The organism is Nonomuraea sp. B10E15 (assembly GCF_039871615.1).
GTDB lineage: Bacteria > Actinomycetota > Actinomycetes > Streptosporangiales > Streptosporangiaceae > Nonomuraea.
In genome coordinates, this window is record NZ_JBDPMB010000007.1 from 66,782 (window position 1) to 88,617 (window position 21,836).

Genomic DNA, 21,836 nt, shown 5'->3' on the forward strand with positions numbered 1-21,836 from the left:
CTTGAAGGTGATGGAAGCACGCCTGCTGATCGTCGAGGACGATCCGAACATCCTCGAGCTTCTCGCCGCGAGCCTGAGGTTCGCGGGTTTCGACGTGACCACGGCCAAGAGCGGCCTCGACGCCGTGGCCGCCGTGCAGCGGCACCGCCCCGACCTCATGGTCCTCGACGTCATGCTGCCCGACCTGGACGGATTCGAGATCGTCAGGCGGCTGCGCGGCGGTGGGCTGCACACGCCGGTGGTGTTCCTGACCGCCCGTGACGAGACCGAGGACAAGATCCGCGGGCTCACGATCGGCGGGGACGACTACGTGACCAAGCCGTTCAGCCTGGAGGAGGTGATCGCCAGGATCCACGCGGTGCTGCGCCGTACGAGCGGGGAGCCGCAGTCGCCGCCGCCGAGGCTGACGTTCGCCGACATCGAGCTGGACGAGGAGAGCCACGAGGTGTGGCGCGGGGGCAACGCCGTGGCGCTGTCGCCGACCGAGTTCAAGCTCCTGCGCTACTTCATGACGAACGCCGGCCGGGTCCTGTCCAAGCCGCAGATCCTCGACCACGTGTGGGACTACGACTTCAGGGGCGAGGTGGGCATCGTCGAGTCGTACGTGTCCGTCTTGCGCCGCAAGATCGACAACCGCAGCCCGCGGCTCATCCACACGCTGCGCGGTGTCGGCTACGTCCTCCGCCTGCCGCCGAACCCGTGATGCGCGGCCTGCCGCTGCGGATCAAGCTGATCGCGTCGATGCTGGCCCTGCTGGGGTTCGGCATGACGTTCATCGGCCTGGTGAGCGTCTCGGTGCTGCACGGCTACCTCATCGACCGGGTCGACAGCCAGCTCCACCTGCTCAGCCTGCGCATGCACAAGAAGGTCCTGAGCGACTGGAAGAGGGACAGGGAGACCTCCGACCGGCCGATCGCCATCGAGTCCGACGCGATCGTCCTGGTCAAGGAGCCGGGCGGCACGTTCGAGCCGATGCTGATCGACCGTGACGTCGACCTGAAACCGAAGCCGGTCCTGCAGTCCGCGCCGGGAGCCGAGCCCTACAACGCGCCCGCGATCAGGGGCAACGGCGAGTGGCGGGTGCTGGAGAGCATGGTCCGCCGGCGCACGCTGGTCGTCGCGGTGGACCTGGAGGAGGTCGACGCCATCACCCGGCGGCTCGTGCTCATCGAGCTGCTCGGCGGCGGCGGGATCCTGCTCATCCTGGCCGTCGTGGGCATCACGATCGTACGGCGCAGCATGCGCCCCCTCGGCCAGATCGAGCGCACGGCCGAGGCCATCGCGGCCGGCGAGCTGGGCCGGCGGGTGCCGGACGGCGACCCGCGTACCGAAGTGGGCCGGCTGGCCAGGTCGCTCAACGGGATGCTGGCGCAGATCGAGACCGCGTTCGCCGCCAGGTCGGACTCTGAGGCGGCGGCCCGGCGTTCCGAGGTGCGCATGCGCGAGTTCGTCGGCGACGCCTCCCACGAACTGCGCACCCCGCTGACCTCCATCCGCGGCTTCGCCGAGTACGCCAGGCAGAACCCCGGCGCCGACCCCGCCGAGCTGATGCAGCGCGTGGAGAAGGCCGCGGGACGGATGAGCCTGCTCGTGGACGACCTGCTGCTGCTGGCCAGGGTGGACCAGCAGCGGCCGTTGAAGATGCGCCCGGTCGACATGCTGGCGCTGGCCGCGGACGCCGTACACGATGCGAGGATCCTCGCGCCCGACCGCGCGGTGAAGCTCGACGTGATCGGCGGCGCCGCCCTGATCGTCGCCGGCGACGAGGTGCGCCTGCGGCAGATCGTCAGCAACCTCGTCACCAACGCCATCATCCACACCGAGCCGGGCTCGCCGATCACCGTGCGTGCCGGGGCCGGCGACGGAACGCTTTTCATCGAGGTCGCCGACAGCGGCCCCGGCCTCACCCCCGACCAGCTGGAACGGGTCTTCGAACGCTTCTACCGGGCCGACTCCGCCCGGTCGCGCCGGTCGGGGGAGGACCGGGGCAGCGGGCTCGGCCTGGCGATCGTGCAGGCGCTGGTGGAGGCGCACGGCGGCACGGTGACGGTCGAGAGCTCGCCCGAGGACGGCTCCACCTTCCGGGTGGAACTCCCACTCGCCTTGGAGTGAGCCTTCAGCAAACCCTCAGGTGATTTTGTCACGCTGAGTAGGTGACGAAACCCGAGGCGCTGATCATGGTGGTGGACGACGAACCCAGCATCAGGGATCTCCTCTCCGCCAGCCTGCGCTTCTCCGGTTTCGAGGTGCTGACCGCCGCCGACGGTCAGGAGGCCGTGGAGGTGGCGGAACGCGCCTCGCCCGACCTGGTCGTGCTCGACGTGATGCTGCCGGACCTCGACGGCTTCGAGGTGGCCAAGCGGATCGGCACGCCCGTGTTGTTCCTGACGGCCCGCGACGCCACCGAGGACAAGATCGCCGGGCTGCGGGTCGGCGACGACTACGTGACGAAGCCGTTCAGCCTCGAAGAGGTGCAGGCCAGGATCCGGGCCGTGCTGCGGCGCACCCGCGGGGAGGGCGGGCCCGCCAGCAGGCTCAAGGTGGCCGACCTGGAGCTCGACGAGGACGCGCGCGAGGTGTGGCGGGGCGGCAGGCAGGTGCGGCTGTCGCCGACCGAGTTCAAGCTGCTGCACTACTTCATGGTCAACGCCGGGCGCGTGTTGTCGAAGGCGCAGATCCTCGACCACGTCTGGAACTACGACTTCGGCGGCGACGCCGGCGTGGTCGAGTCGTACGTCTCCTATCTCAGGCGCAAGGTCGACGACGTCGAGCCGCGGCTCATCCACACGCTCCGTAGCGTCGGCTACGTGCTGAGGGAGCCGCCCGCGGGCTGAGCGCGCGACACCTCGGGCTCCGCGGCCGGTGAATGTGGTTCACGCTGGGTAGCGTGGGGTTCATGGACCTGCTGGGCGCGTTGGAGACACTGCGCCGTCCCCTCGACCGCGAGCTGTTCCCGCTGGCGATCGGGGAGACCGCGGCCGACAGGCGCGCACTGCGCGAGCTGACCGGCCAGCTCGACGACTACCTGCTGCCCCGGCTGCGCTCCCTCGACGCGCCGCTGCTCGCCGTCGTCGGCGGATCCACCGGCGCGGGCAAGTCCACGCTGGTCAACTCGCTGGTCGGGGCCGACGTCGCCGAGCCGGGCGTGCTGCGGCCCACGACGCTGGTGCCCACGCTCGTGGTCAGCCCCGCCGACCGCGACTGGTTCATGGGCCAGAACGTGCTTCCCGGCCTGTCCCGCGGCACCGGCGCCGGCCCCGGCACGCTGCGCGTGGTGACGTCCGACGCGCTCGGCGCCGGGATCGCGCTGCTCGACGCGCCCGACATCGACTCCGTGGTGACCGCCAACAGGGAACTCGCCGCCCAGCTCCTGGCCGCGGCCGACCTGTGGCTGTTCGTCACGACCGCGGCCCGCTACGCCGACGAGGTGCCGTGGGGCTTCCTGCGTTCCGCCCGCGAACGCAGCACCGCGCTGGCCGTCGTCCTCGACCGCGTGCCGCCCGACGCCCTCGACCCCGTCTCGCGCGACCTGTCCCGCCTCCTCGCCGAGAACGGCCTGGCGGACACCCGGCTGTTCACCGTCCCCGAGGCGCCGCTCCCCGACGAGAAGGCCCGGCTGCCCCGCGAGATGGTGCGGCCCATCGCCGCCTGGCTCGCGGGGCTGGCCTCCGACGCCGCGGAAAGGTCCCGCGTCGTACGCCAGACGCTGTCGGGGGCGCTCGACAGCCTCGCCATCCGGGTGCCGTCGCTGGCCGGAGCCGTCGACCGCCAGCGCGCCGCCTTCGACGGCCTGCGCTCGATCGTCACGGCGGCCTACGCGGGCGGCATGGCCGACTTCGACGAGGGCATGCGCGACGGGTCGCTGCTGCGCGGCGAGGTGCTGGCCCGCTGGCAGGACTTCATCGGCACCGGCGACCTCATGCGCTCGCTGGAGAGCCGGGTGGGCTGGCTGCGCGACCGCGTCGTCGGCTTCTTCACGGGACGGGTGCCGGAGGTCAGGCTCAGAGACGCCCTGGAGAGCGGCGTCGGGGCGCTGATCAGGGGCGCGGCCGACGGCGCCGCGGAGCGTGCCCTGGAGGGGTGGTCCGCCGCGCCCGGCGGCCCCGGGCTGCTCGAACGGCTCGGCGCCGTCGAGTCCGCCCGGCTCGGCCGCGCCTCGCCCGACCTGGCCAAGCGGGCCGAGGTCGCGGTGCGCGGGTGGCAGGAGTTCGTGCTGGACCTCGTACGCGAGGAGGGCGCAGAGAAGCGCACGGCCGCCCGCGTGGCGTCCTTCGGGGTGAACGGGGCCGGGCTGCTGCTCATGCTGGCCGTGTTCGCCTCCACAGGAGGGCTGACCGGGATCGAGGTGGGGATCGCCGGCGGGACGAGCGTGCTGACGCAGAAACTGCTGGAGGCCGTCTTCGGTGACCAGGCGGTACGGACGCTGACCGTGCGGGCCAGGGAGGACCTGCGCGAGCGCGTACGCACCCTGCTGGCCGAGGAGGCGGCCCGGTTCACCGCCCAGCTGGAGGTGGTCGAGCCGCCCGCGGACACGGCGGATGCGCTGCGTACGGCACTGGAGCGCATCCAGGCCCACCGCACCGAACTCCCCGCGCCCGCCCTCGAACCACCCGCCGCCGAACTCGCCGGACCGGCGGAACCACCCACCGCCGAGCTTCCGGTCGTCGGGCCCGTGCAAGGTCCGACGCCGCCTGACCCCGAGGAGAGGCCGTGAAGCTGCTGCGCCGTAAGGAGGGCCCGTCTCTCGACTCCAGGCTCGCCGCCCTCCTCGAGGCGGCCTCGCTGGCCGAGGGGCGGCTGCCCGAGCAGGCGGTGTCCGGCGCGCGTTCGGTCGCCGAACGGGCCGGGGCACGTCGCAACCTGTCGGTCGACCACACCGTGGCCGCGCTGGCGGGGGCGACCGGCAGCGGCAAGTCGTCGCTCTACAACGCCCTGGCCGGTGCGGAGCTGGCGGCCGTGGGCGTCACCAGGCCGACGACCTCGACCGCGCAGGCGGCTCTGTGGGACGGCGAGGGCGCGGGCCCGCTGCTGGACTGGCTCGACGTCCCGCAGCGCCACGCGGCCGGCGCCGGTGACCTGTCCGGCCTCATCCTCCTGGACCTGCCCGACCACGACTCCATCCGGCTCTCCCACCGACTGGAGGTGGATCGCCTGGTGGAGCTGGTCGACCTGCTGGTGTGGGTGGTGGATCCGCAGAAGTACGCCGACGCGGCGCTGCACGAGCGCTACCTGCGCCCGCTGGCCGCGCACCGGGACGTGACGGTGGTGGTGCTCAACCAGGTGGACCGGCTGCCCGCGCAGGCCGTCGACCGCTGCCTGCGCGACATGCGCCGGCTGCTGGACGACGACGGGATGCAGGGCGTTCCGGTGCTCGCCGTCTCCGCCAGGACCGGGACGGGGCTGCCCCGGCTCCGCTCGCTCCTCCAGGACCGGGTCTCCGAACGTAAGTCGTGGTCCGCCCGCCTGGCCGCCGACGTCACGACCGCCGCCACCCACCTCACCACCGCCGGCCGGGCCTCGGAGGGGTTGCCGGGTGCGGCGGAGAAGCCGGGCTCCTCAGGGCGGGGCACGGAGGGGGCGGCGCAGCTGACGGGAGGGCTGGGCAGGGCGCTCACCGGGGCGCTGTCGCAGGCGGCAGGGGTGCCGCTGGTCGTGGAGGCCGTGGCCAAGGGGCACCGGCACCGGGCGATCGTCGCCACCGGGTGGCCAGTCACGAGGTGGCTCAGGAGGTTCCGGCCGGACCCGCTCAGGAGGCTGCGCGTCGACGGCATGGCCCCGCAGGGCGCGGTGGCCGGTGGCGTGACCGGCGCGGCGGGCAGGGAGATCGAAGGGCCGGGCGGGGAGCCTGGGAGCGAAATCGTGGGCCGCACGTCGGTTCCGGCGGCGTCGGCCGTCCAGCGGGCTCAGGTCGAGACGGCGATCAGGGACGTCGGCGAGGCGGCCGCGTCCGGGCTGCCCGGCCCGTGGGCGGCGGCGGTGCGGCACGCGGCGCGCTCGCGCTCCCAGGAGCTGGCGGACGCCGTGGACCGGGCGGTCGCGAGGACGTCCGCCGGCGCGACCAGGCGACCTCGGTGGTGGCGGGCGGTGAACGCGCTGCAGTGGCTGGTGTTCGCGGCCATGGTGGCCGGTGCGCTGTGGCTGGGCGTGCTGTTCGCGATGGACTACCTGCGCCTGCCGCAGCCGCCGCTCCCGACCGCCGGCGTGGTGCCGTGGCCGACGGTGCTGCTGGTGGGAGGCGCGCTCGCGGGCGTGCTGGTCGCGCTGTTGTCGAGGCTGGCCGCCTGGGCGGGCGGCCGGCGCAGGGCCCGGCGTACGTCCCGGGCCCTGCGCGCGGCCATCGGCCAGGTCGGCGAGGACCTCGTGCTGGATCCCGTGGAAGCCGAACTGGACAGGTACGCCCGCTTCACCGACGCGCTCGGGCGGGCCCGAGCAGACTGAACGTAGCCAAGCCCCCGCAGGCCGCTGCGGCACGCCCCTGACCCGTTGTGGGGGTTGCCGCGTTGTGCGGTGGCCCGCGGCATGGCGGTTGCTGTCGATCGATCGGCTCCGTCGGCTGAGCGTCGCCGGCGGGGTCGCGATGGGTCCTTTCGGAGGAGGACGTCGAACGGTCAGCTCGGGCGGATGGACAGACGGTGCCGGAAGATGTCGTGCGGGTCGTATGTCGCCTTGATCCGCTGCAGGCGGGCGTAGTTGCCCTTGTAGTAGAGCGTGTGCCACGGCACGCCGGAGGTGTTCCAGTCCGGGTCGTCGAGGTCGATGTCGGGCATGTTGATGTAGGAGCCGTCGCTCGCCGTGCCGGTGACGGGCACGCCGCCCGTGTCGGCGTAGACGTCCCTGAAGAACTCGCGGACCCACGCCAGGTGCGGTGTCTGGTCGTCGGTGTCCTCCCAGCCGGCCACGAAGAACAGCTTGAGCACCGAGTCGCGCTGGGCGACGGCCGTGGCTTCGGGGGCGACCGCGTTGACCCGGCCGCCGAAGGAGTGCAGGATCAGCGCGCCGCCAGGGCCGGGGACGTTCTCGCTGGTGAGGTAGCGGTAGGCCACGGAGATCTGCTCATCGGTCAGCCGGCGGCGCTGGTAGCTGTCCTTGGTCTTGAGGTTGTGCTGCCTGGTGTCCATCCCGGAGCCTTCGAGTGCGTAGGCCAGCCACGGTTTCACCTCGACCTTCCGCGCGGACGGCGGGACGGTGTTCTGGGACAGCGCTTCGAGGTGCGCGTCGAGTAGTTGCTGCGCGCCGGGGCCCGCGGGCAACTGGCCTTCCAGCGTGATCGTGCCCATGGACCGCCGCCACAGATAGAGCTCGCTGTACATGCCTGCATACGCCGAATCCGGATGGGCGTCCGACTCGAACCACTGCCCGTGGTTGCGGATCAGGGTGACGAACGCCTGCTCGTCCAGGCTCTGCCAATCCCACTCGATCGAAAAGCTGAGCACCTGCTCGGGCGGCCTGGGCAGCAGGTCGGCGGGCGTGGATCCGGTCGAGCCCGGCGTGCGGAACCAGTAGCGCGTCACGACCCCGAAGTTGCCGCCCCCGCCGCCGGTGTGGGCCCACCACAGGTCGTGGTGCGGGTCGTCCGGGTGGCGCGTGGCCACGATGCTCTCGGCCTGCCCCGCGTCGTTCACCACGACGACCTCCACCGCGTGCAGGTGGTCGACCGCCAGGCCGTGCAGCCGGCACAGGTAGCCGTAACCTCCGCCGAGGATGTGCCCGCCCACGCCGACGTCGGGGAACAGGCCCGCCGGGATGGTGACCCGCCAGCCCATGTAGAGCTTGCGGTAGACCTCGCCCAGGGTCGCCCCCGCCTCGACCATGAAGGCGCCGAGTTCCGCGTCGTATTCCACGCGGTTCATCAGCGACATGTCTATCAGCGAGCGCACGGCCGGGTCGTCGACGAAGCCCTCGAAACAGTGGCCGCCGCTGCGCACCGCGAGCTGCCGTCCGGCCGTCACGGCGTTCTGGACCGCGTGGACGACGTCGCCGGTCGAGGTTGCCAGGCACACTTCATCGGGAGTTCCGGCGAAGCGGCGGTTGCCCCGGCTGACGAGGCCGGCGTAGCGCGGGTCGTCTGGGCGGATCGCCGGCGGCAGGCTCCGGGAGTCGGCGAGCTGCTGTTGGGTGGTCATGGTGTTATTACCTCTGTCCGTTCTGCTCCGGGGGGCATGGGCCGGCCTGAACCGCCGGCAGGATGGCCTGGTCGATGATCTCCGCGATCCGGGCCTGGTCCGGCGGTACGCCGTCGTCGTAGGCGAACTTGGTGACCAGCGCCTCGCCGATCTCCACGACCACCGGGGTCACCCGTGCGGCGTCGATGGCTCCGCGCGCGGCGTAGTGGCGCAGCACCGTCTCGGTGAACCGGCGTCCGCGCAGGTCGAACACCCGCTCATAGAGCGCGTCGAACAGCTCGGGGCGGCGGTTCCGCTCGGCGAGCACGGCGCCCGCCGCCTGGGCCGTCGGCGACATCATCCAGGTGACCATCGAGTTCAGTGCCTTGATGAGGTCGCCGCGCAGGTCGTCGGCGGAGGGTGAGACCTCCTCGGCGGGATGGGCGTCGTGCAGCGCCTCCAGAAGCAGGTCTTCCACTGTCGGCCAGCGCCGGTAGAGCGAGGTCTTGGCGATCCTCGTCCGCTTGGCCACGCATTCCATGGTCAGAGTGCCGAGCCCGCGTTCGGCGGTCTCGGCAATCACCCCCTCGTGCGCGGCTTTGACCAGGTCGGCGGCGCTACGCCGGGATCTTTCCGGTGGTACGTCCATGTCCATAGTCCCGGTAACTAGCTACTATTTTGTAGCTACAATAAGATAGCTACGAACAAGTTGCTTATTGTGCCAGGCATACGGGCGCGCAGGAGGGCGGCCGGGCGATCGCGGCCCGGCCGGGTTGGAGAAGGTGGTGCCGGGCGGCTCGTGCACCAGCTGCATCATCGTTCCGATCAGCCGCTCGATGATCCCGCCGAAGTGCGCCATGCCTCGGGGCCGGTAGGCCAGAGCAGCCCGGCCGACAGCGCCGACAGCGCCTCCAGCGTCACCACCAGGCCGGCCACGCAGCGGCCGGCCACGTCGATCGCCGCGGTGACATACGGGCGGGCCGATCGGCAGCCGAACTGCCCGCGTAGGTCGGGACAGTGCGCTGTGCAGATCTCCTCGAAACGTTCTCGGGGCCGGGCGGCCCCATGTGATTTCCTTCCGGTGGGTGAACACATCTGAGGTCCCGGATGAAGGAGATGTGTTTCACCCTGTTCCGAGGGAGCCGGAGATCGTGCGGAGCCCCGCCAGGAGCGGGCGCAGGAGGGGATGGGAGTCGGCGCCACGGCGCACGGCGGCGAAGACGCGGCGCTCCGGCCCCGGCGTGTGGCGTACGACGACCCCGGGCAGCGCCATGTCGCGCAGCGCCAGACGCGGCACGAGAGCCACCCCCGCGCCCGCGCCCACCAGGGCGACCACGGCGCTGAAGTCGTCGGAGCAGTGGGCGAGGTCCGGCGTGAACCCCGCCTGCCGGCAGGCGAACGTGATCACGTCGTGCACCGGATTGCCCGGATAGGGGCCGATCCACGTCTCGGAAGCGAGCGACTCCAGCGTGGCCGACCCCGCCAGCGGATGGTCGCGGGGGAGGACCAGGTCGAACGGCTCCGCGTACAGCGGCATGCGCGACAACCGGCGGTCGGAGGCGTCGGGCGCGTCCCGGTACTCCACCGCGATCGCCAGGTCCACCTCCCCGTCGAGCAGCATGGCCAGGCTCTGGTCGCCTTCGGCGTCGAGCACGCGTACGCGCAGGCCGGGGGCGGCGGAGCGCAGGGCGGCGATCGTGGGCGAGAGCACGGCGCTGATCGCGGTGGCGAAGCAGGCCACGGTCGCCTCGCCCGCCTCGCCCGTGGTGTACGCGGCCACCTCGGCCTCGGCGCGTTCGAGCTGGGCGAGGACCTCGTTGGCGTGGGCGATCATGATCTTGCCCACCGCGGTCAGGTGCACGCCGCGCCCGTCACGCGTGAGCAGGCGGTGGCCCACCTCGTGCTCCAGGGCGGCGAGCTGCTGGGACACGGCCGAGGGCGTGAGGTGCAGCGCCGCCGCCGCGGCGGTGACCGTGCCGTGGTCGGCCACCGCGCGCAACGTACGCAGCCGCCGCGTGTCTATCACGCAGCGAGAATACTGACCCCCCGCCCCTGTCACGCGGCGAGGCGTCCAGGCGGGCGGGGCCGCGGCTCAGGCGCGGGCCTGGGTGAAGGCTTCGATCGCGCGGTCGACGTCGTCCTGCGAGTGCGCGGCCGACAGCTGGACGCGGATCCTCGCCTGGCCGTGCGGCACGACGGGGTAGGAGAAGCCGATCACGTAGACGCCGAGGTCGAGCAGGCGCTCGGCCAGGGCGCCCGCCTCGGCGGCGTCGCCGATCATCACGGGCACGATCGGGTGGTCGCCGGGCAGGATGTCGAACCCGGCCGCGGCCATCCCGCCGCGGAAACGGGCGGTGTTGGCGCGCAGCCGTTCGCGGGCGTCGTCCGAGGTCTCCAGCAGGTCGAGGATGCGCAGCGACGCGGCGGCGATGACGGGCGCGAGCGAGTTGGAGAACAGGTAGGGGCGCGAGCGCTGGCGCAGCAGCTCGCAGATCTCCTTGCGGGCCGAGACGTAGCCGCCGCTGGCCCCGCCGAGCGCCTTGCCCAGCGTGCCGGTGATGATGTCGATCCGGTCGGTGACGCCGTGCAGCTCGGGTGTGCCGCGCCCGGTGGGCCCGACGAAGCCTACGGCGTGCGAGTCGTCGACCATCACCATGGCGTCGTACCGCTCGGCCAGGTCGCAGATGTCGCGCAACGGGGCGAGATATCCGTCCATGGAGAACACGCCGTCGGTCACGATCAGCCGCCGCCGCGCCTCCGACGCCTCCTTCAACCTGGCCTCCAGCTCGGCCATGTCGCGGTTGGCGTACCGGAACCGCTTGGCCTTGGAGAGCCGGATGCCGTCAATGATGCTGGCGTGGTTGAGCGCGTCGGAGATCACCGCGTCCTGGGCGTCGAGCAGCGTCTCGAAGACGCCGCCGTTCGCGTCGAAACAGGAGCTGTAGAGGACGGTGTCCTCCATGCCGAGGAAGTCGGACAGGCGGGATTCGAGCTCCTTGTGCACCTCCTGGGTGCCGCAGATGAAGCGTACGGACGCCATCCCGAACCCCCACCGGTCGAGCGCCTCCTTGGCGGCCTCGACCACCGTGGGATCGTCGGCCAGGCCCAGGTAGTTGTTGGCGCAGAAGTTCAGCACCTCGCGCCCTGCCACGCTCACCTGGGAGCTCTGCGGGGTGCTGATCACGCGCTCGGGCTTGAGCAGCCCGGCCTCGGTGATCTCGTCGAGCGTCGTACGCAGCTGCTCGCGCACGTTCGTGAACATCAGGCGCTCCTGTCGGTGGTCGTGGCCGCTTCGGCCGGCGTTGCGCTCCAGTCCAGAATGACCTTGCCCGTACGGCCGCTGGCGGCCGTGTCGAAGGCGGCGTCGAAGGCGTGGTAGGGGAAACGGTCGGTGATCACGGGGGAGAGGTCGAGGCCCTTCTCCAGCAGCACGGACATGTTGTACCAGGTCTCGTACATCTCGCGGCCGTAGACCCCCTTGATCGTGATCATGGACGTCACGACGGTGGCCCAGTCGATGGCGAACTCCTCGGCGGGCAGCCCGAGCATGGCGATCTTCCCGCCGTGGGTCATGTTGGCGATCATGTCGCGCAGCGCCGCCGGGTTGCCGGACATCTCCAGCCCCACGTCGAAGCCCTCGCGCAGGTGGAGCCGGTGCATGCCCTCGGTGATCGGGGACGTGGAGACGTTGAGCGCGAGCGAGACGCCGAGCTTGCGGGCCAGGTCGAGCCGCTCGTCGCTGACGTCGGTGATGACCACGTTGCGCGCGCCGACGTGCGTGGCCACCGCCGCCGCCATGAGCCCGATCGGGCCCGCGCCGGTGATCAGCACGTCCTCGCCGACCAGGGGGAAGGAGAGCGCGGTGTGTACGGCGTTGCCGAACGGGTCGAAGATGGCGGCCACGTCGGGATGGACGGGGACACGGTGCACCCAGACGTTCGAGGCGGGCAGGGTGACGTACTCGGCGAACGCGCCGTCCCTGTGGACGCCCAGCCCGATCGTGTTGCGGCACAGGTGCCTGCGGCCGGCCATGCAGTTGCGGCACTTGCCGCAGACGAGGTGTCCCTCGCCGCTGACGAGGTCGCCGGGGGTGATGTCCTCGACGTCCGGCGCCACCTCGACCACGTGGCCGGAGAACTCATGACCCACGATCAACGGAGGTTTCAGGGTATGCCGCGCCCAATCGTCATATTTCCGGATATGCAGGTCGGTGCCGCAGATGCCGGTCCGCAGGACCCGGATCTTCACCTCGCCGGGCCCCACCTCCGGCTCCGGCACGTCCACCAGCGCGAGGCCGGGTTCGTCCCGCTCCTTGACCAGCGCCTTCATGCGCGTCCCCCTACGTCGAAGCATCAGTAACGCACTGTGCCCGTTCCCCGCCCAGCGTGTCCATCGAGGCTTTCTTAAGTGCCCCCACAGCACAGCTTCACGCCGCCGCCCGGTAGCAGGCGCCCTGTACTATTTCGTCCGCCTTCGGAAGGAACACACGTGAACGACCTGCGTATCGGCGTCATCGGCCTCGGCCTGCGCACGAGCCTCGCCCTGGCGGCCCATCGCCCCGGTAAGGGCTCGGTGGTGGCCGCCCTGTGCGACTCCGACCCGGCGGTGCTCAAGAGACAGGCCGGCCGCTTCCAGGCGCAACTGCTGACCGAGCACCACCGCGAGCTGCTCGGCAGGGACAACCTCGACGCGGTCATCGTGATGACGCCCGACGACACGCACGAGCGCATCGCCATCGACTGCCTGGAGGCGGGCAAGGCCGTCTACCTGGAGAAGCCGCTGGCCATCACCGTGGAGAGCGCCGACCGCATCCTGCGCGCCGCCCGGCGCACCGGCACCCGCCTGTACGTCGGCCACAACATGCGCCACATGGGCGTGGTCCGCCTGATGCGCGACATCATCCGCAAGGGCGTCATCGGCGAGCCGAAGACCGTCTGGGTGCGCCACTTCGTCTCCTACGGCGGCGACTACTACTTCAAGGACTGGCACGCCGACCGCACCAGGACCACCGGGCTGCTGCTGCAGAAGGCGGCGCACGACCTCGACGTGATCCACTGGCTCGCGGGCGGCTACACCACCAGGGTCAACGCGTTCGGCGACCTGATGCTCTACGGCGACCTGCCGCGCCGCGACCCCGGCACGCCACGGCCGGACGGCTGGCTCCAGGACTACACCTGGCCGCCGTCCGGGCATCGCGACCTGCACCACGTCGTGGACGTCGAGGACGTCTCCGTCATGAACATGCGCCTGGACAACGGCGTCATCGCCGCCTACCAGCAGTGCCACTTCACGCCCGACTACGTGCGCAACTACACGGTCATCGGCACCGAGGGCCGCCTGGAGAACTTCGGCGACGGTCCCGGCGACACGGTCAAGGTGTGGAACACGGGGCCCACCGGCTACCGGGGCGACGCCGACGTCACGTACAAGGTGCCGGCCGCGCAGGGCACGCACGGGGGCGCCGACGCCGAGATCGTGACGGAGTTCCTCAGGTTCGTCAGGGACGGCGGCGTGACGGACACCTCGCCGGTGGCGGCGCGGATGAGCGTGGCGGCCGGCTACATGGCGACGATGTCGCTGCGGAACGGCGGCATGCCCTACGACGTGCCGGACCTCGACCCCGAGCTGGTCGCGTACTTCGACCGGGGGCAGGTGGAACCGGAGCAGGCGGCCGGACAGTAGATATATGTGGATATACGCACCCGGATCCGGGATGGAGACAGGGCGGCTTTCGGCGAACTCTTCGACGAGTGCTCCAAGGCCGTGTACAACCATGCCTTCCGCCTGACCGCCGACTGGTCCACGGCCGAGGACGTGACGGCGCTGACGTTCCTCGAAGCCTGGCGGTTACGCGGGCGCATCGACCCCGGCGGCGGCTCCCTGCGGCCGTGGCTCCTGGGCATCGCCACCAACGTGACCCGCAACATGCGCAGGGCCGCCCGCAGGCACGACGACGCCCTGGCCAGGCTGCCCAGAGGCGAGTCGGTGCCCGACTTCGCCGACGAGGTCGTGGGCCGGATCGAGGACGCCGAACGGCTGGCCGCGGTTCGTGCCGCGTACGGCCGGCTGCGCCGCCAGGAGCAGGACGTGTTCGCGTTGTGCGTCTGGGCGGGCCTCGACTACGCCCAGACGGCCGAGGCGCTGGGCATCCCGGTCGGCACGGTGAAGTCGAGGCTGTCACGGGCGCGCGGGAAACTCGCCGCCGCGGGGGAACCCCCGCCGCCGGACCGACAGGTAACAGGTGACCGTGGCCCTCGTCAGACGTGGGAGACCCGATGAACTGGCCGACCGAACGTGAACTTCCCGAGGGCCGTCACCGACTGCTCAAGGAGTTCGTCATGACCGAGATCGACAAGCGGCCCGCGAAGCGGCGGGTTCCGCGCCCCGCCGTGCTGGCGCCCGTCCTGGGCCTCGCAGTCGCCGCCGCCGTGGCCGTGCCGCTGCTCTTCGGGGGCACCCCCGCGTACGCGGTGGAGAAGCTCCCCGACGGCCTCATCCACATCACCATCAACGAGGCCAAGAACCCCGAGCGGCTCCAGGAGGACCTGCGGGCCATGGGAGCGAACGTGGTGGTGACCTACATCCCCCGCGGCAAGAAGTGCAGCCCGCAGCCGCGCAGCAGCCACTTCCTGAGCGACGAGGAGGCGCCGCTGGCGCCGTTCCCGGCGCCCGGCGGTAAGACCGAACCGGGCTTCGCCATCGACCCGCGGGTGATCGGCGAGGGGCAGACGGGGGTGCTGGAGTTCAGCGTCTCGGAGAACAACGGCGGGGTCGTCGCGGGGATCTGGGCCCGCGTGGGCCAGGACCCGATCACCGCATGCGAACTGGTGGACACGACGGACGCGCCTCTGTCGCACTGATCCCAGCACTCCGGCGCCCGCCACACGATTTCGTGTGGCGGGCGCCGTCGTGTGCAGCTGGAACGCCAGGGTTGGAATTGCCGTACTAATCGTGTAACACTGTTGCAAGGTTGGTACATGGTCGGTAGAGGAAGACATCAGCACAACGAAATCAATGCCGTCTTCAGGGCGATCCGCAAGTTCGAGTGGTTGACCGTGGTGGAAAGCCACAACGGGCACCGCTGGGGATGGATCGAATGCGCCTGCGGTGCCCCTGCGCAGTCAATCTGGTGCACGCCGCGTAACCCGGGCAACCACGCGAAGCGCATTCTCCGATGGGTCGACGAGCACGCGGAGTGCGCAAAGAACGAGGAGAGGTCATGATTACGTGGGACTTCCGCGTCACGCTGAATCGAGCGGTCACAGGCGAGGAGCTGGACGCTCTGTTCGAGGCCGGTCTCGATGACTGCACCGTTTCGAGCCTCAAAGACGGCAGAACTTACGTCATGTGCGACCGCGAAGCGGAGACCTTGCTGGACGCGATCGCATCCGTGCTCACCCAGATCAGGACGGTCCCGGGTCTCTGGGCCACCGGGGTCGGCCACGACGACGGGGTGACGCTGGGGGACGCGGCGCGCCGGCACGGAGGCCGCACCCAGGCCAGCCTCCGGCAGCTCGCCGCGGGCCAGCGCGGCCCCGGTGGTTTCCCGAAGCCTCTGATGGAGGCCGACAACATCAGCCTCTACTCCTGGGCCGAGATCTCGGAGTGGCTGCGCACCAAGATGGGCGATGACATCGCCCCGGCGAACCGCGACCTCGTCATCGCCGATGCGGCGGTCAAACTGGCCTGCCGGGCCCGTGACGCCCATCGGGAGAGCCAGGTGGCCGCCATCTTCGAGATCGCCTCCTGATCCGGTGGCGGCCGGCCTCCCGCCCCTCAACTGACCTGCCGGCCGCCCGGAGCAACTCTCTTGACCGAAACTCTCAGCGCTCGGCCTCCGTCGGCTTCTTGTCCAGGTCGGGGAATGCGGCGGGCTCCCGGGCGCCCTGCGTGAGCTGGCGCGGCCCCTTCGGGCTCTCGGCCTGCTGGGCGTCGGCCACGGCCTCGGCAGCGGCCTCCGCGGCCTTGGCGGCCTCCTCCTCCGCGGCCGAGCTCTCCGGCATCTCCTCGCGGGTGGCCGCCGACTTCGGCAGGGCCTCCGTGAACGCCCTCGACACCCCCTGCAGCGCCGACGTGACCTCGCTCGGGATCACCCAGAACGTGTTGCCGTCGCCCTGCGCGAGCTGCGGCAGCACCTGGAGGTACTGGTAGGCGAGCAGCTTGGGGTCGGGGTCGTTGCGGTGGACGGCCTGGAAGACCTGGTCGATGGCGCGCGACTGGCCCTCGGCCTCCAGGATGGCGGCCGTGCGCTGGCCCTCGGCGCGCAGGACGCGGCTCTGCTTCTCGCCTTCGGCGGTGAGGATCTGCGACTGCCGCTGGCCTTCGGCGTTGAGGATGGCGGCGCGCTTGTCGCGCTCGGCCCGCATCTGCTTCTCCATCGCGTCCTTGATGGTCTTCGGCGGGTCGATGGCCTTGATCTCGACGCGGTTGACGCGCAGCCCCCACTTGCCGGTGGCCTCGTCGAGGACGCCGCGCAGCTGGCTGTTGATGGTGTCGCGGGAGGTCAGGGTCTTCTCCAGGTCCATGGAGCCGACGACGTTACGCAGCGTCGTGACGGTGAGCTGCTCGACGGCCTGGATGTAGTTGGCGATCTCGTACGCCGCCGCGCGCGGATCGGTGACCTGGAAGTAGAGGACGGTGTCGATCTCGACGACCAGGTTGTCCTCGGTGATGACGGGCTGGGGACGGAAGGAGACGACCTGCTCGCGGAGGTCGATCACGGGGTAGACGCGGTCGATGTAGGGGATGACGAAGTTGAGGCCGGGCTTGAGGGTGCGGTGGTATCGGCCGAGCCGCTCCACGTTGCGCGCCCGCGCCTGCGGGATGATCCGCACTGCTTTGAGCACGGTGAACACCGCGAAGAGGATGATGAAGATTCCGACCAGCAAGAGCGGATCCATGAGTCACTCCCGGGGATAGACGAGGGCTGTCGCCCCTTCGATCTCGATGATGTCGACGGTCGCCCCTGTGGGGATCACCAGGGTTTCGTCGTACGCGCGCGCGGACCACTCCTCACCCCCGATGCGCACGCGACCGTCGCGGCCCGTCACCTCCGAGACCACGTAGGCGGGCTTGCCGACGAGTGCTTCCACCCCGAATCGTTGCAGCGCCGGCTGCTTGATATGGCGCATCGCGATGGGCCTGAGCACCAGCAGGCCGGCAGCCGACGAAGCGGCGAAGAACATTAACTGCAGGGGAACGGGCAAGCCCAGCGCCGCGGTGGCGGCGGTCAGGAGAGCGGCCGCACCCAAAAGCCCGAGCGAGGCCGTGAGCGTGAATATTTCGGCCACGCCGAGGACGACAGCGAGGATTACCCAGATGATCCATTCATCCATGTCCGGCCCTCCTACTAGGACAACGGGCCTGCACCGGCGGGTTGTTCCCCTTGCTCTAAGGTAGCCCTGGATTCACCCTCGCGGCACCCATGGGCGCGCCGTGCCCGTTTTCGGAAAGCGCGCTCCCCTGCCGCCATTTCTCCCACGGAAGTTGCCAGAAACCCCACCCGTTGTCCCATTCGAGGGTGCGGTCGGTGCCCGTGATGACGACCGGATCGCCGCGCAGGGTGGTGGTGTAGAACCACTCCGCCTGGTCCGGCCGGGCATTGACGCAACCGTGGCTGACGTTTTCCCGGCCCTGCGCCCAGAGGTTGTCCTTGGCGTGCACGTATTCGCCGGTGTCGGAAATGCGTACGGCATGCTCGATCATCATGTCGTAAAAGTCGGGTTCGCCCTCGTCACGGCCCGGGGAAACCATGCGGACCGGATTGCCTTTGTCCATGGTCAGGTGGATGCCGCTGGTCGTGGTGTATTCCTCTGTGGTGGCCATGCCCGCGCTGATGGCCATGCGCTGCACGATCCGGCCGTCGCGGCGGACGACCATCTGGTGGGTCCCGGTGTCGATCGTGCTGGTCTGCGAGCGGCCCACGGTGAAGGCGAACGTGGAGTCGACGGCGCCGTGCAGGCCGCCGGCCGCGCGCACTCCAGCCAGGTGCGCCGTGACGGTGACCTGCTGCCGGGGCGCCCAGAACTCCCGGGGACGGTAGACCACCCTCGTGTCGCTGGACCACCGCCAGGCGCCCTCCGCCGGGTGCTCGGCCGTGACCTCGAGCGCGCGCTCGACGGCCGCCCTGTCTTCCACGGGGGTGTCGAAGTCGATGATGATCGGCATGCCCGTGCCGACCGTCTCGCCGGGCAGGGGGGCGGTGGCGGCCACCTGGAACGTACGCCTGGCCGCGCGGGTGCGGAAGCGGCCCAGCGCCACCGTCGCGGGGCCGCCGGCGACCGTGGCCGTGGCGCTCACCGTGTATTCGGCCGCGGGTTCGAGTGTCCAGCGGGAGCGCCAGACCGTGCCTGACCGGTCGAGCCCGCCCGGCACGGGCTCGCCGCGTTCGTGGACCGTGACCTGGGCGAGCGTGCCGCCCTGCGCCTCGATCACGAGCCCGCGGTCGGTGCGGGCGCGCTTGGCGTCGAGGGGCGGCCACACGCGCACCACGGGCGGGGCGGGCGAGGTCTCGGCCGGGAACGACGCGCAGCCACAGACCAGGAGAAGGGCGACAAAGGTCACCACGGCACGCCGCATGTCCACTCCTGCTTTCCGAGGGTGAGAGGGGCTCCCTAGGGTAGCGGTGTGTCAGCATGCAAGCACGCGGAGTGACTTATCGGACGGTTCCGGAAACCTCCCCCAACGTCAGGTCGCCGGCCGTCGCCCGGATCGTCACGGTGTCGCCGTCCTGCAGGAACGCTCGGGTCTCGCCGCTGGCCAGCTTGATCGGGTCGGTGCCGTTCCACGTCAGCTCGGTGAGCGAACCCCGCTCGCCGCGTTCGGGGCCCGAGACCGTGCCGCTGGCGAACAGGTCTCCGGTGCGCAGCGAGGCGCCGTTCACCGTCATGTGCGCCAGCATCTGGTCGGGTGTCCAGTACATCGCCGCGTACGGGGGCCGCGACACGCTCTCGCCGTTGAGCAGGATCTCCAGCGTGATGTCGAGCCCCCAGTCGCCATGCCTGCGCAGGTAGGCGGCGGGCTCGGGGTCCTGGGCGCGGCCGGGGATCCTGGGCAGCGCCTCCAGCGGGGTGACCCACGGCGAGACGGACGTGGCGAACGACTTGCCCAGGAACGGCCCGAGCGGCACGTACTCCCAGCCCTGGATGTCGCGCGCGCTCCAGTCGTTGACCAGCGTCACCCCGAACACGTGCTCCTCGAACGCCCCCGCGGGCGAGCCGTGGTCGGACGGCACGCCCACCACGAACCCCAGCTCGGCTTCGATGTCGAGCTTCCTGCACGGCCCGAACACCCCCGGGCCGAGCTGGCCGTGCGGGCGCCTGACCGGTGTGCCCGACACGACGACGGTGCCCGACCTGCCGTGGTAGCCGACCGGCAGGTGCCGCCAGTTGGGCTTCAGCGGCTCGTCGCCGGGGCGGAGGATCTTGCCGAGGTTGCTCGCGTGGTCGATCGAGGCGTAGAAGTCGACGTAGTCGGCGACCTCGAACGGCAGGTGCAGGCGCACCTGCTCCAGCGGGATCAGGTGCGCCTCCGTCACCGAGAGGTCGCCGGTCAGCTTGTTCTGGATCAGGGTCCTGGTGTCGTGCCAGGCGGCGCGCCCCCTGGCCATGAACGGGTTGAGCGTGGGGGCGGCGAACACCTCGTCGTGCAGCGCCGGCGCCAGGTCGAGCACCTTGTCGCCGTACCGTACGCCGGCCCTGGGCGCCTGTCCCGGGCAGGAGAAGACCCCGTAGGGCAGGTTGTCGACTCCCCAGCTCATGCGTTCACCTCCACGAGTCCGAGTGCGCGCAGGTCCTCGACGGGCGTACCCGTGCTGCACGAGCCGTAGCTCACCAGCAGCTCGCGGGCGCGCTTCGCGGTGTCCTCGGTCACGGACCGCGCCAGGCGTACGAGATGGCCGACGTCGGTGGTGCGCAGCGCCGGCCCGGGATCGCGCCCCTCCACGGCCTCGCAGACCGCCATCAACAGGTTGAGGAAGCCGTGCCGGTCGACGCCGAGCGAGGGGTCGAAGTGGCGTACGGCGTGGTGCAGCCCGGCCGTGGCCTTGAACGGGATGCCGTGCTCCACGCACGACCTGATGAACGCCGCGAGGTGGTCGACCGGCGGGAAGTCCTCAGGCGACGGGCCGCCGCAGCGCACCTTCAGCCCCACCCCGGCGGGCGGTTGGAAGGCAACCTTGTGCGGCGGGACCTCGACGAAGAGCCGCACCCCCTCCGGCAGGGCCAGCCGGGCCGCGACCGCGGCGACCGGGGTGTCGGCGGGCGGGCGGATCTCGACGATGTCCACGGGCAGGTCGTCGAAGGCGGGCAGCTCGTCGGTGTCGACGATGAGGCCGATCCGCCGCGGCCGGAACGCCATGCCGCGCAGCCGGTCGAGCCGGCTGGCCGGGCAGAGGAACCTCTGCGTGAGGACCGGGCTGCCGCTCTCGAGGTCGCGCCGGTTGCGGGACAGGGCCTCGTCCATGTGCAGCGACGTCGGCGGGAACAGGCCCGCGTCGTCGATCAGTGCCGTGAAGATGCTCATCGTGCCCAGGTCCAGGCGTAGCCGGGGTCTTCGCAGGACAGCGCGGCCGGGCCGAGGTCGAGCGGGCGGAACGTGTCGACCATCACGGCCATCTCGCTCGTCGTCGTGACGCCGCGCCCGACCGCCTCGATCACCGCCTCGACCGCTCCGGGCTGCGGCCCGTGCGTGAACCCGGCGGGATGCAGGGAGATCGAGCCGACGTCGATGCCGGACCCCTTGCGCGCGGAGTAGTCGCCGCCCGCGTAGAACATGAACTCGTCGGAGTCGACGTTGTGGTGGTTGTACGGGATCGGGATGGCCTCCGGGTGGTAGTCGAGCGGCCGCGGGCAGAACGAGCACACCACGAACCCCGGCCCCTCGAACGTCTGGTGCACCGGCGGCGGCGCGTGCGTCTTCTTCACGATCGGCTCGAAGTCGTTGATGTTGAACGCGAACGGGTAGAGGCAGCCGTCCCAGCCGACCACGTCGAAGGGGTGGTTGCGGTAGACCAGCCGGGTCAGCCCGCCGCGCGTGCGCACGAGCACCGGCACCTCCTCGCCCTCCACGACGAGCGGCTCGGCCGGGGCGCGCAGGTCGCGCTCGCAGTAGGGCGCGTGCTCCAGGAACTGCCCGTGTTGCGACAGATAGCGCTTGGGCGGCCTGATGTGCCCGCCCGCCTCGATGGCCAGCACGCTGACCTGGCCCTCGGGCGCCCAGCGGTGGATGGTGCCGGTCGGGATGACGACGTAGTCGCCCTCGCCTGCCTCGATCACGCCGTACGTGGACTCGAAGCGCACGGTGCCGCGCTGGACGTAGACGCACTCGTCGCCCATGGAGTTGCGGTAGAGCTCGCTCGGCCGGTCGCTGGTGGCGTACGACAACCGGACGTCGCCGTTGCCGGCCAGCAGCATGCGGCCCGTGACGAGGTCGCCCGCGCTGGACAGTTCCTGCGTGCGGAAGTGGCGGGGTGAGAGGGGCAGGTTGGGCTCGAGGCGGGCCTCGGCCGTGGGCGTGACCGCCTCCGCCTTGACGATGGCGGTGGGCAGGTGGCGGTGGTAGAGCAGCGAGGAGTCGGACGAGAATCCCTCCTCGCCCATGAGCTCCTCCGCGTAGAGACCGCCGTCCGGCCGTCTGAACTGCACGTGCCGCTTGCGCGGCACCTCCCCCACGACCCGGTAGTACGGCATCTGCCCCTCCAATGTGTCCGTTAACCGGACGGCAGTGTCCCTTATA

At 70.9% G+C, this 21,836-nt stretch carries 20 protein-coding genes and 1 pseudogene; 9 read left to right on the top strand and 12 right to left on the bottom strand.

What is annotated here, in order from left to right; translation table 11 throughout:
- Positions 1-10: 10 nt before the first annotated feature.
- The 5 genes from ABGB14_RS21590 (at position 11) to ABGB14_RS21610 (ending at position 6,438) form a co-directional block, all read left to right on the top strand.
- Positions 11-703, top strand: a complete 693-nt coding sequence (locus ABGB14_RS21590; protein WP_347645605.1) for a response regulator transcription factor — start codon at positions 11-13, stop codon at positions 701-703.
- On the top strand, positions 703-2,112 hold the full coding sequence (locus ABGB14_RS21595) for a HAMP domain-containing sensor histidine kinase (RefSeq protein ID WP_347645606.1): 1,410 nt from the start codon (positions 703-705) through the stop codon (positions 2,110-2,112). Before ABGB14_RS21590 ends, ABGB14_RS21595 begins: the two co-directional genes overlap by 1 nt.
- Positions 2,113-2,177: 65 nt before the next feature.
- Positions 2,178-2,834 (top strand): response regulator transcription factor, encoded by a 657-nt coding sequence (locus ABGB14_RS21600; RefSeq protein WP_347645859.1) that lies wholly within the window; start codon positions 2,178-2,180, stop codon positions 2,832-2,834.
- Between the two features lie 62 nt (positions 2,835-2,896).
- Complete coding sequence (locus tag ABGB14_RS21605) at positions 2,897-4,714, top strand: ABC transporter (RefSeq protein WP_347645607.1); 1,818 nt, start codon at positions 2,897-2,899, stop codon at positions 4,712-4,714.
- Positions 4,711-6,438 carry a YfjP family GTPase gene (locus tag ABGB14_RS21610; protein WP_347645608.1) on the top strand — a complete coding sequence of 576 codons (1,728 nt, stop codon included), beginning with the start codon at positions 4,711-4,713 and terminating at the stop codon, positions 6,436-6,438. The genes ABGB14_RS21605 and ABGB14_RS21610 overlap by 4 nt, the downstream gene beginning before the upstream one ends.
- Positions 6,439-6,608: 170 nt before the next feature.
- Here the strand turns inward: ABGB14_RS21610 and ABGB14_RS21615 are convergent, their stop codons facing one another.
- The 6 genes and pseudogenes from ABGB14_RS21615 to tdh form a co-directional block, all read right to left on the bottom strand.
- Entirely contained in the window at positions 6,609-8,123 is a 1,515-nt protein-coding gene (locus ABGB14_RS21615; protein ID WP_347645609.1) for an FAD-binding oxidoreductase, read from the bottom strand.
- A 7-nt stretch (positions 8,124-8,130) separates the two neighbouring features.
- Complete coding sequence (locus tag ABGB14_RS21620; RefSeq protein WP_347645610.1) at positions 8,131-8,751, bottom strand: TetR/AcrR family transcriptional regulator; 621 nt, start codon at positions 8,749-8,751, stop codon at positions 8,131-8,133.
- A 123-nt stretch (positions 8,752-8,874) separates the two neighbouring features.
- Positions 8,875-9,080: pseudogene (locus tag ABGB14_RS21625) on the bottom strand (hypothetical protein); the annotation flags it as partial.
- 145 nt (positions 9,081-9,225) lie between these two features.
- Positions 9,226-10,128: a LysR family transcriptional regulator gene (locus ABGB14_RS21630; RefSeq protein WP_347645611.1), complete on the bottom strand. Its 903-nt coding sequence runs from the start codon at positions 10,126-10,128 to the stop codon at positions 9,226-9,228.
- Positions 10,129-10,194: 66 nt separating this feature from the next.
- Complete coding sequence (locus ABGB14_RS21635) at positions 10,195-11,364, bottom strand: glycine C-acetyltransferase (protein WP_347645612.1); 1,170 nt, start codon at positions 11,362-11,364, stop codon at positions 10,195-10,197.
- Positions 11,364-12,431 (bottom strand): L-threonine 3-dehydrogenase, encoded by a 1,068-nt coding sequence (gene tdh / locus ABGB14_RS21640; protein WP_347645613.1) that lies wholly within the window; start codon positions 12,429-12,431, stop codon positions 11,364-11,366. Before tdh ends, ABGB14_RS21635 begins: the two co-directional genes overlap by 1 nt.
- Positions 12,432-12,590: 159 nt before the next feature.
- On the opposite strand from tdh, the gene ABGB14_RS21645 reads away from it, so the two are divergent.
- From ABGB14_RS21645 to ABGB14_RS21660, 4 genes are all read left to right on the top strand, one after another.
- Entirely contained in the window at positions 12,591-13,784 is a 1,194-nt protein-coding gene (locus ABGB14_RS21645; protein WP_347645614.1) for a Gfo/Idh/MocA family oxidoreductase, read from the top strand.
- Positions 13,785-13,790: 6 nt separating this feature from the next.
- Positions 13,791-14,381 (top strand): RNA polymerase sigma factor, encoded by a 591-nt coding sequence (locus ABGB14_RS21650; protein ID WP_347645615.1) that lies wholly within the window; start codon positions 13,791-13,793, stop codon positions 14,379-14,381.
- Positions 14,378-14,962 carry a hypothetical protein gene (locus tag ABGB14_RS21655; protein WP_347645616.1) on the top strand — a complete coding sequence of 195 codons (585 nt, stop codon included), beginning with the start codon at positions 14,378-14,380 and terminating at the stop codon, positions 14,960-14,962. The genes ABGB14_RS21650 and ABGB14_RS21655 overlap by 4 nt, the downstream gene beginning before the upstream one ends.
- A 359-nt stretch (positions 14,963-15,321) precedes the next feature.
- On the top strand, positions 15,322-15,852 hold the full coding sequence (locus tag ABGB14_RS21660) for a hypothetical protein (protein WP_347645617.1): 531 nt from the start codon (positions 15,322-15,324) through the stop codon (positions 15,850-15,852).
- Between the two features lie 73 nt (positions 15,853-15,925).
- Here the strand turns inward: ABGB14_RS21660 and ABGB14_RS21665 are convergent, their stop codons facing one another.
- The 6 genes from ABGB14_RS21665 to ABGB14_RS21690 all read right to left on the bottom strand — a co-directional run bounded on the left by ABGB14_RS21665 (position 15,926) and on the right by ABGB14_RS21690 (position 21,790).
- Positions 15,926-17,002, bottom strand: coding sequence for an SPFH domain-containing protein (locus ABGB14_RS21665; protein ID WP_347645618.1), 1,077 nt, complete (start codon positions 17,000-17,002; stop codon positions 15,926-15,928).
- 3 nt (positions 17,003-17,005) lie between these two features.
- Entirely contained in the window at positions 17,006-17,437 is a 432-nt protein-coding gene (locus tag ABGB14_RS21670) for an NfeD family protein (protein ID WP_347645619.1), read from the bottom strand.
- Between the two features lie 55 nt (positions 17,438-17,492).
- Positions 17,493-18,680 (bottom strand): Ig-like domain-containing protein, encoded by a 1,188-nt coding sequence (locus tag ABGB14_RS21675; RefSeq protein WP_347645620.1) that lies wholly within the window; start codon positions 18,678-18,680, stop codon positions 17,493-17,495.
- Positions 18,681-18,756: 76 nt separating this feature from the next.
- Positions 18,757-19,860, bottom strand: a complete 1,104-nt coding sequence (gene fahA / locus ABGB14_RS21680; protein ID WP_347645621.1) for a fumarylacetoacetase — start codon at positions 19,858-19,860, stop codon at positions 18,757-18,759.
- On the bottom strand, positions 19,857-20,624 hold the full coding sequence (locus ABGB14_RS21685; RefSeq protein WP_347645622.1) for a hypothetical protein: 768 nt from the start codon (positions 20,622-20,624) through the stop codon (positions 19,857-19,859). The genes fahA and ABGB14_RS21685 overlap by 4 nt, the downstream gene beginning before the upstream one ends.
- Positions 20,621-21,790 (bottom strand): homogentisate 1,2-dioxygenase domain-containing protein, encoded by a 1,170-nt coding sequence (locus ABGB14_RS21690; protein WP_347645623.1) that lies wholly within the window; start codon positions 21,788-21,790, stop codon positions 20,621-20,623. The genes ABGB14_RS21685 and ABGB14_RS21690 overlap by 4 nt, the downstream gene beginning before the upstream one ends.
- Between the last annotated feature and the right edge of the window lie 46 nt (positions 21,791-21,836).

Bases quoted from the DNA above. Each gene is read 5' to 3' on its own strand.
- ABGB14_RS21600 (WP_347645859.1), top strand. From the start codon at position 2,178: ATGGTGGTGGACGACGAACCCAGCATCAGGGATCTCCTCTCCGCCAGC.
- ABGB14_RS21690 (WP_347645623.1), bottom strand. From the start codon at position 21,790: ATGCCGTACTACCGGGTCGTGGGGGAGGTGCCGCGCAAGCGGCACGTG.
- ABGB14_RS21660 (WP_347645617.1), top strand. From the start codon at position 15,322: ATGATTACGTGGGACTTCCGCGTCACGCTGAATCGAGCGGTCACAGGC.
- ABGB14_RS21670 (WP_347645619.1), bottom strand. From the start codon at position 17,437: ATGGATGAATGGATCATCTGGGTAATCCTCGCTGTCGTCCTCGGCGTG.
- fahA (WP_347645621.1), bottom strand. From the start codon at position 19,860: ATGAGCTGGGGAGTCGACAACCTGCCCTACGGGGTCTTCTCCTGCCCG.
- ABGB14_RS21615 (WP_347645609.1), bottom strand. From the start codon at position 8,123: ATGACCACCCAACAGCAGCTCGCCGACTCCCGGAGCCTGCCGCCGGCG.
- ABGB14_RS21675 (WP_347645620.1), bottom strand. From the start codon at position 18,680: ATGCGGCGTGCCGTGGTGACCTTTGTCGCCCTTCTCCTGGTCTGTGGC.
- tdh (WP_347645613.1), bottom strand. From the start codon at position 12,431: ATGAAGGCGCTGGTCAAGGAGCGGGACGAACCCGGCCTCGCGCTGGTG.
- ABGB14_RS21620 (WP_347645610.1), bottom strand. From the start codon at position 8,751: ATGGACGTACCACCGGAAAGATCCCGGCGTAGCGCCGCCGACCTGGTC.
- ABGB14_RS21590 (WP_347645605.1), top strand. From the start codon at position 11: ATGGAAGCACGCCTGCTGATCGTCGAGGACGATCCGAACATCCTCGAG.
- ABGB14_RS21595 (WP_347645606.1), top strand. From the start codon at position 703: ATGCGCGGCCTGCCGCTGCGGATCAAGCTGATCGCGTCGATGCTGGCC.
- ABGB14_RS21605 (WP_347645607.1), top strand. From the start codon at position 2,897: ATGGACCTGCTGGGCGCGTTGGAGACACTGCGCCGTCCCCTCGACCGC.
- ABGB14_RS21655 (WP_347645616.1), top strand. From the start codon at position 14,378: ATGAACTGGCCGACCGAACGTGAACTTCCCGAGGGCCGTCACCGACTG.
- ABGB14_RS21685 (WP_347645622.1), bottom strand. From the start codon at position 20,624: ATGAGCATCTTCACGGCACTGATCGACGACGCGGGCCTGTTCCCGCCG.
- ABGB14_RS21635 (WP_347645612.1), bottom strand. From the start codon at position 11,364: ATGTTCACGAACGTGCGCGAGCAGCTGCGTACGACGCTCGACGAGATC.
- ABGB14_RS21665 (WP_347645618.1), bottom strand. From the start codon at position 17,002: ATGGATCCGCTCTTGCTGGTCGGAATCTTCATCATCCTCTTCGCGGTG.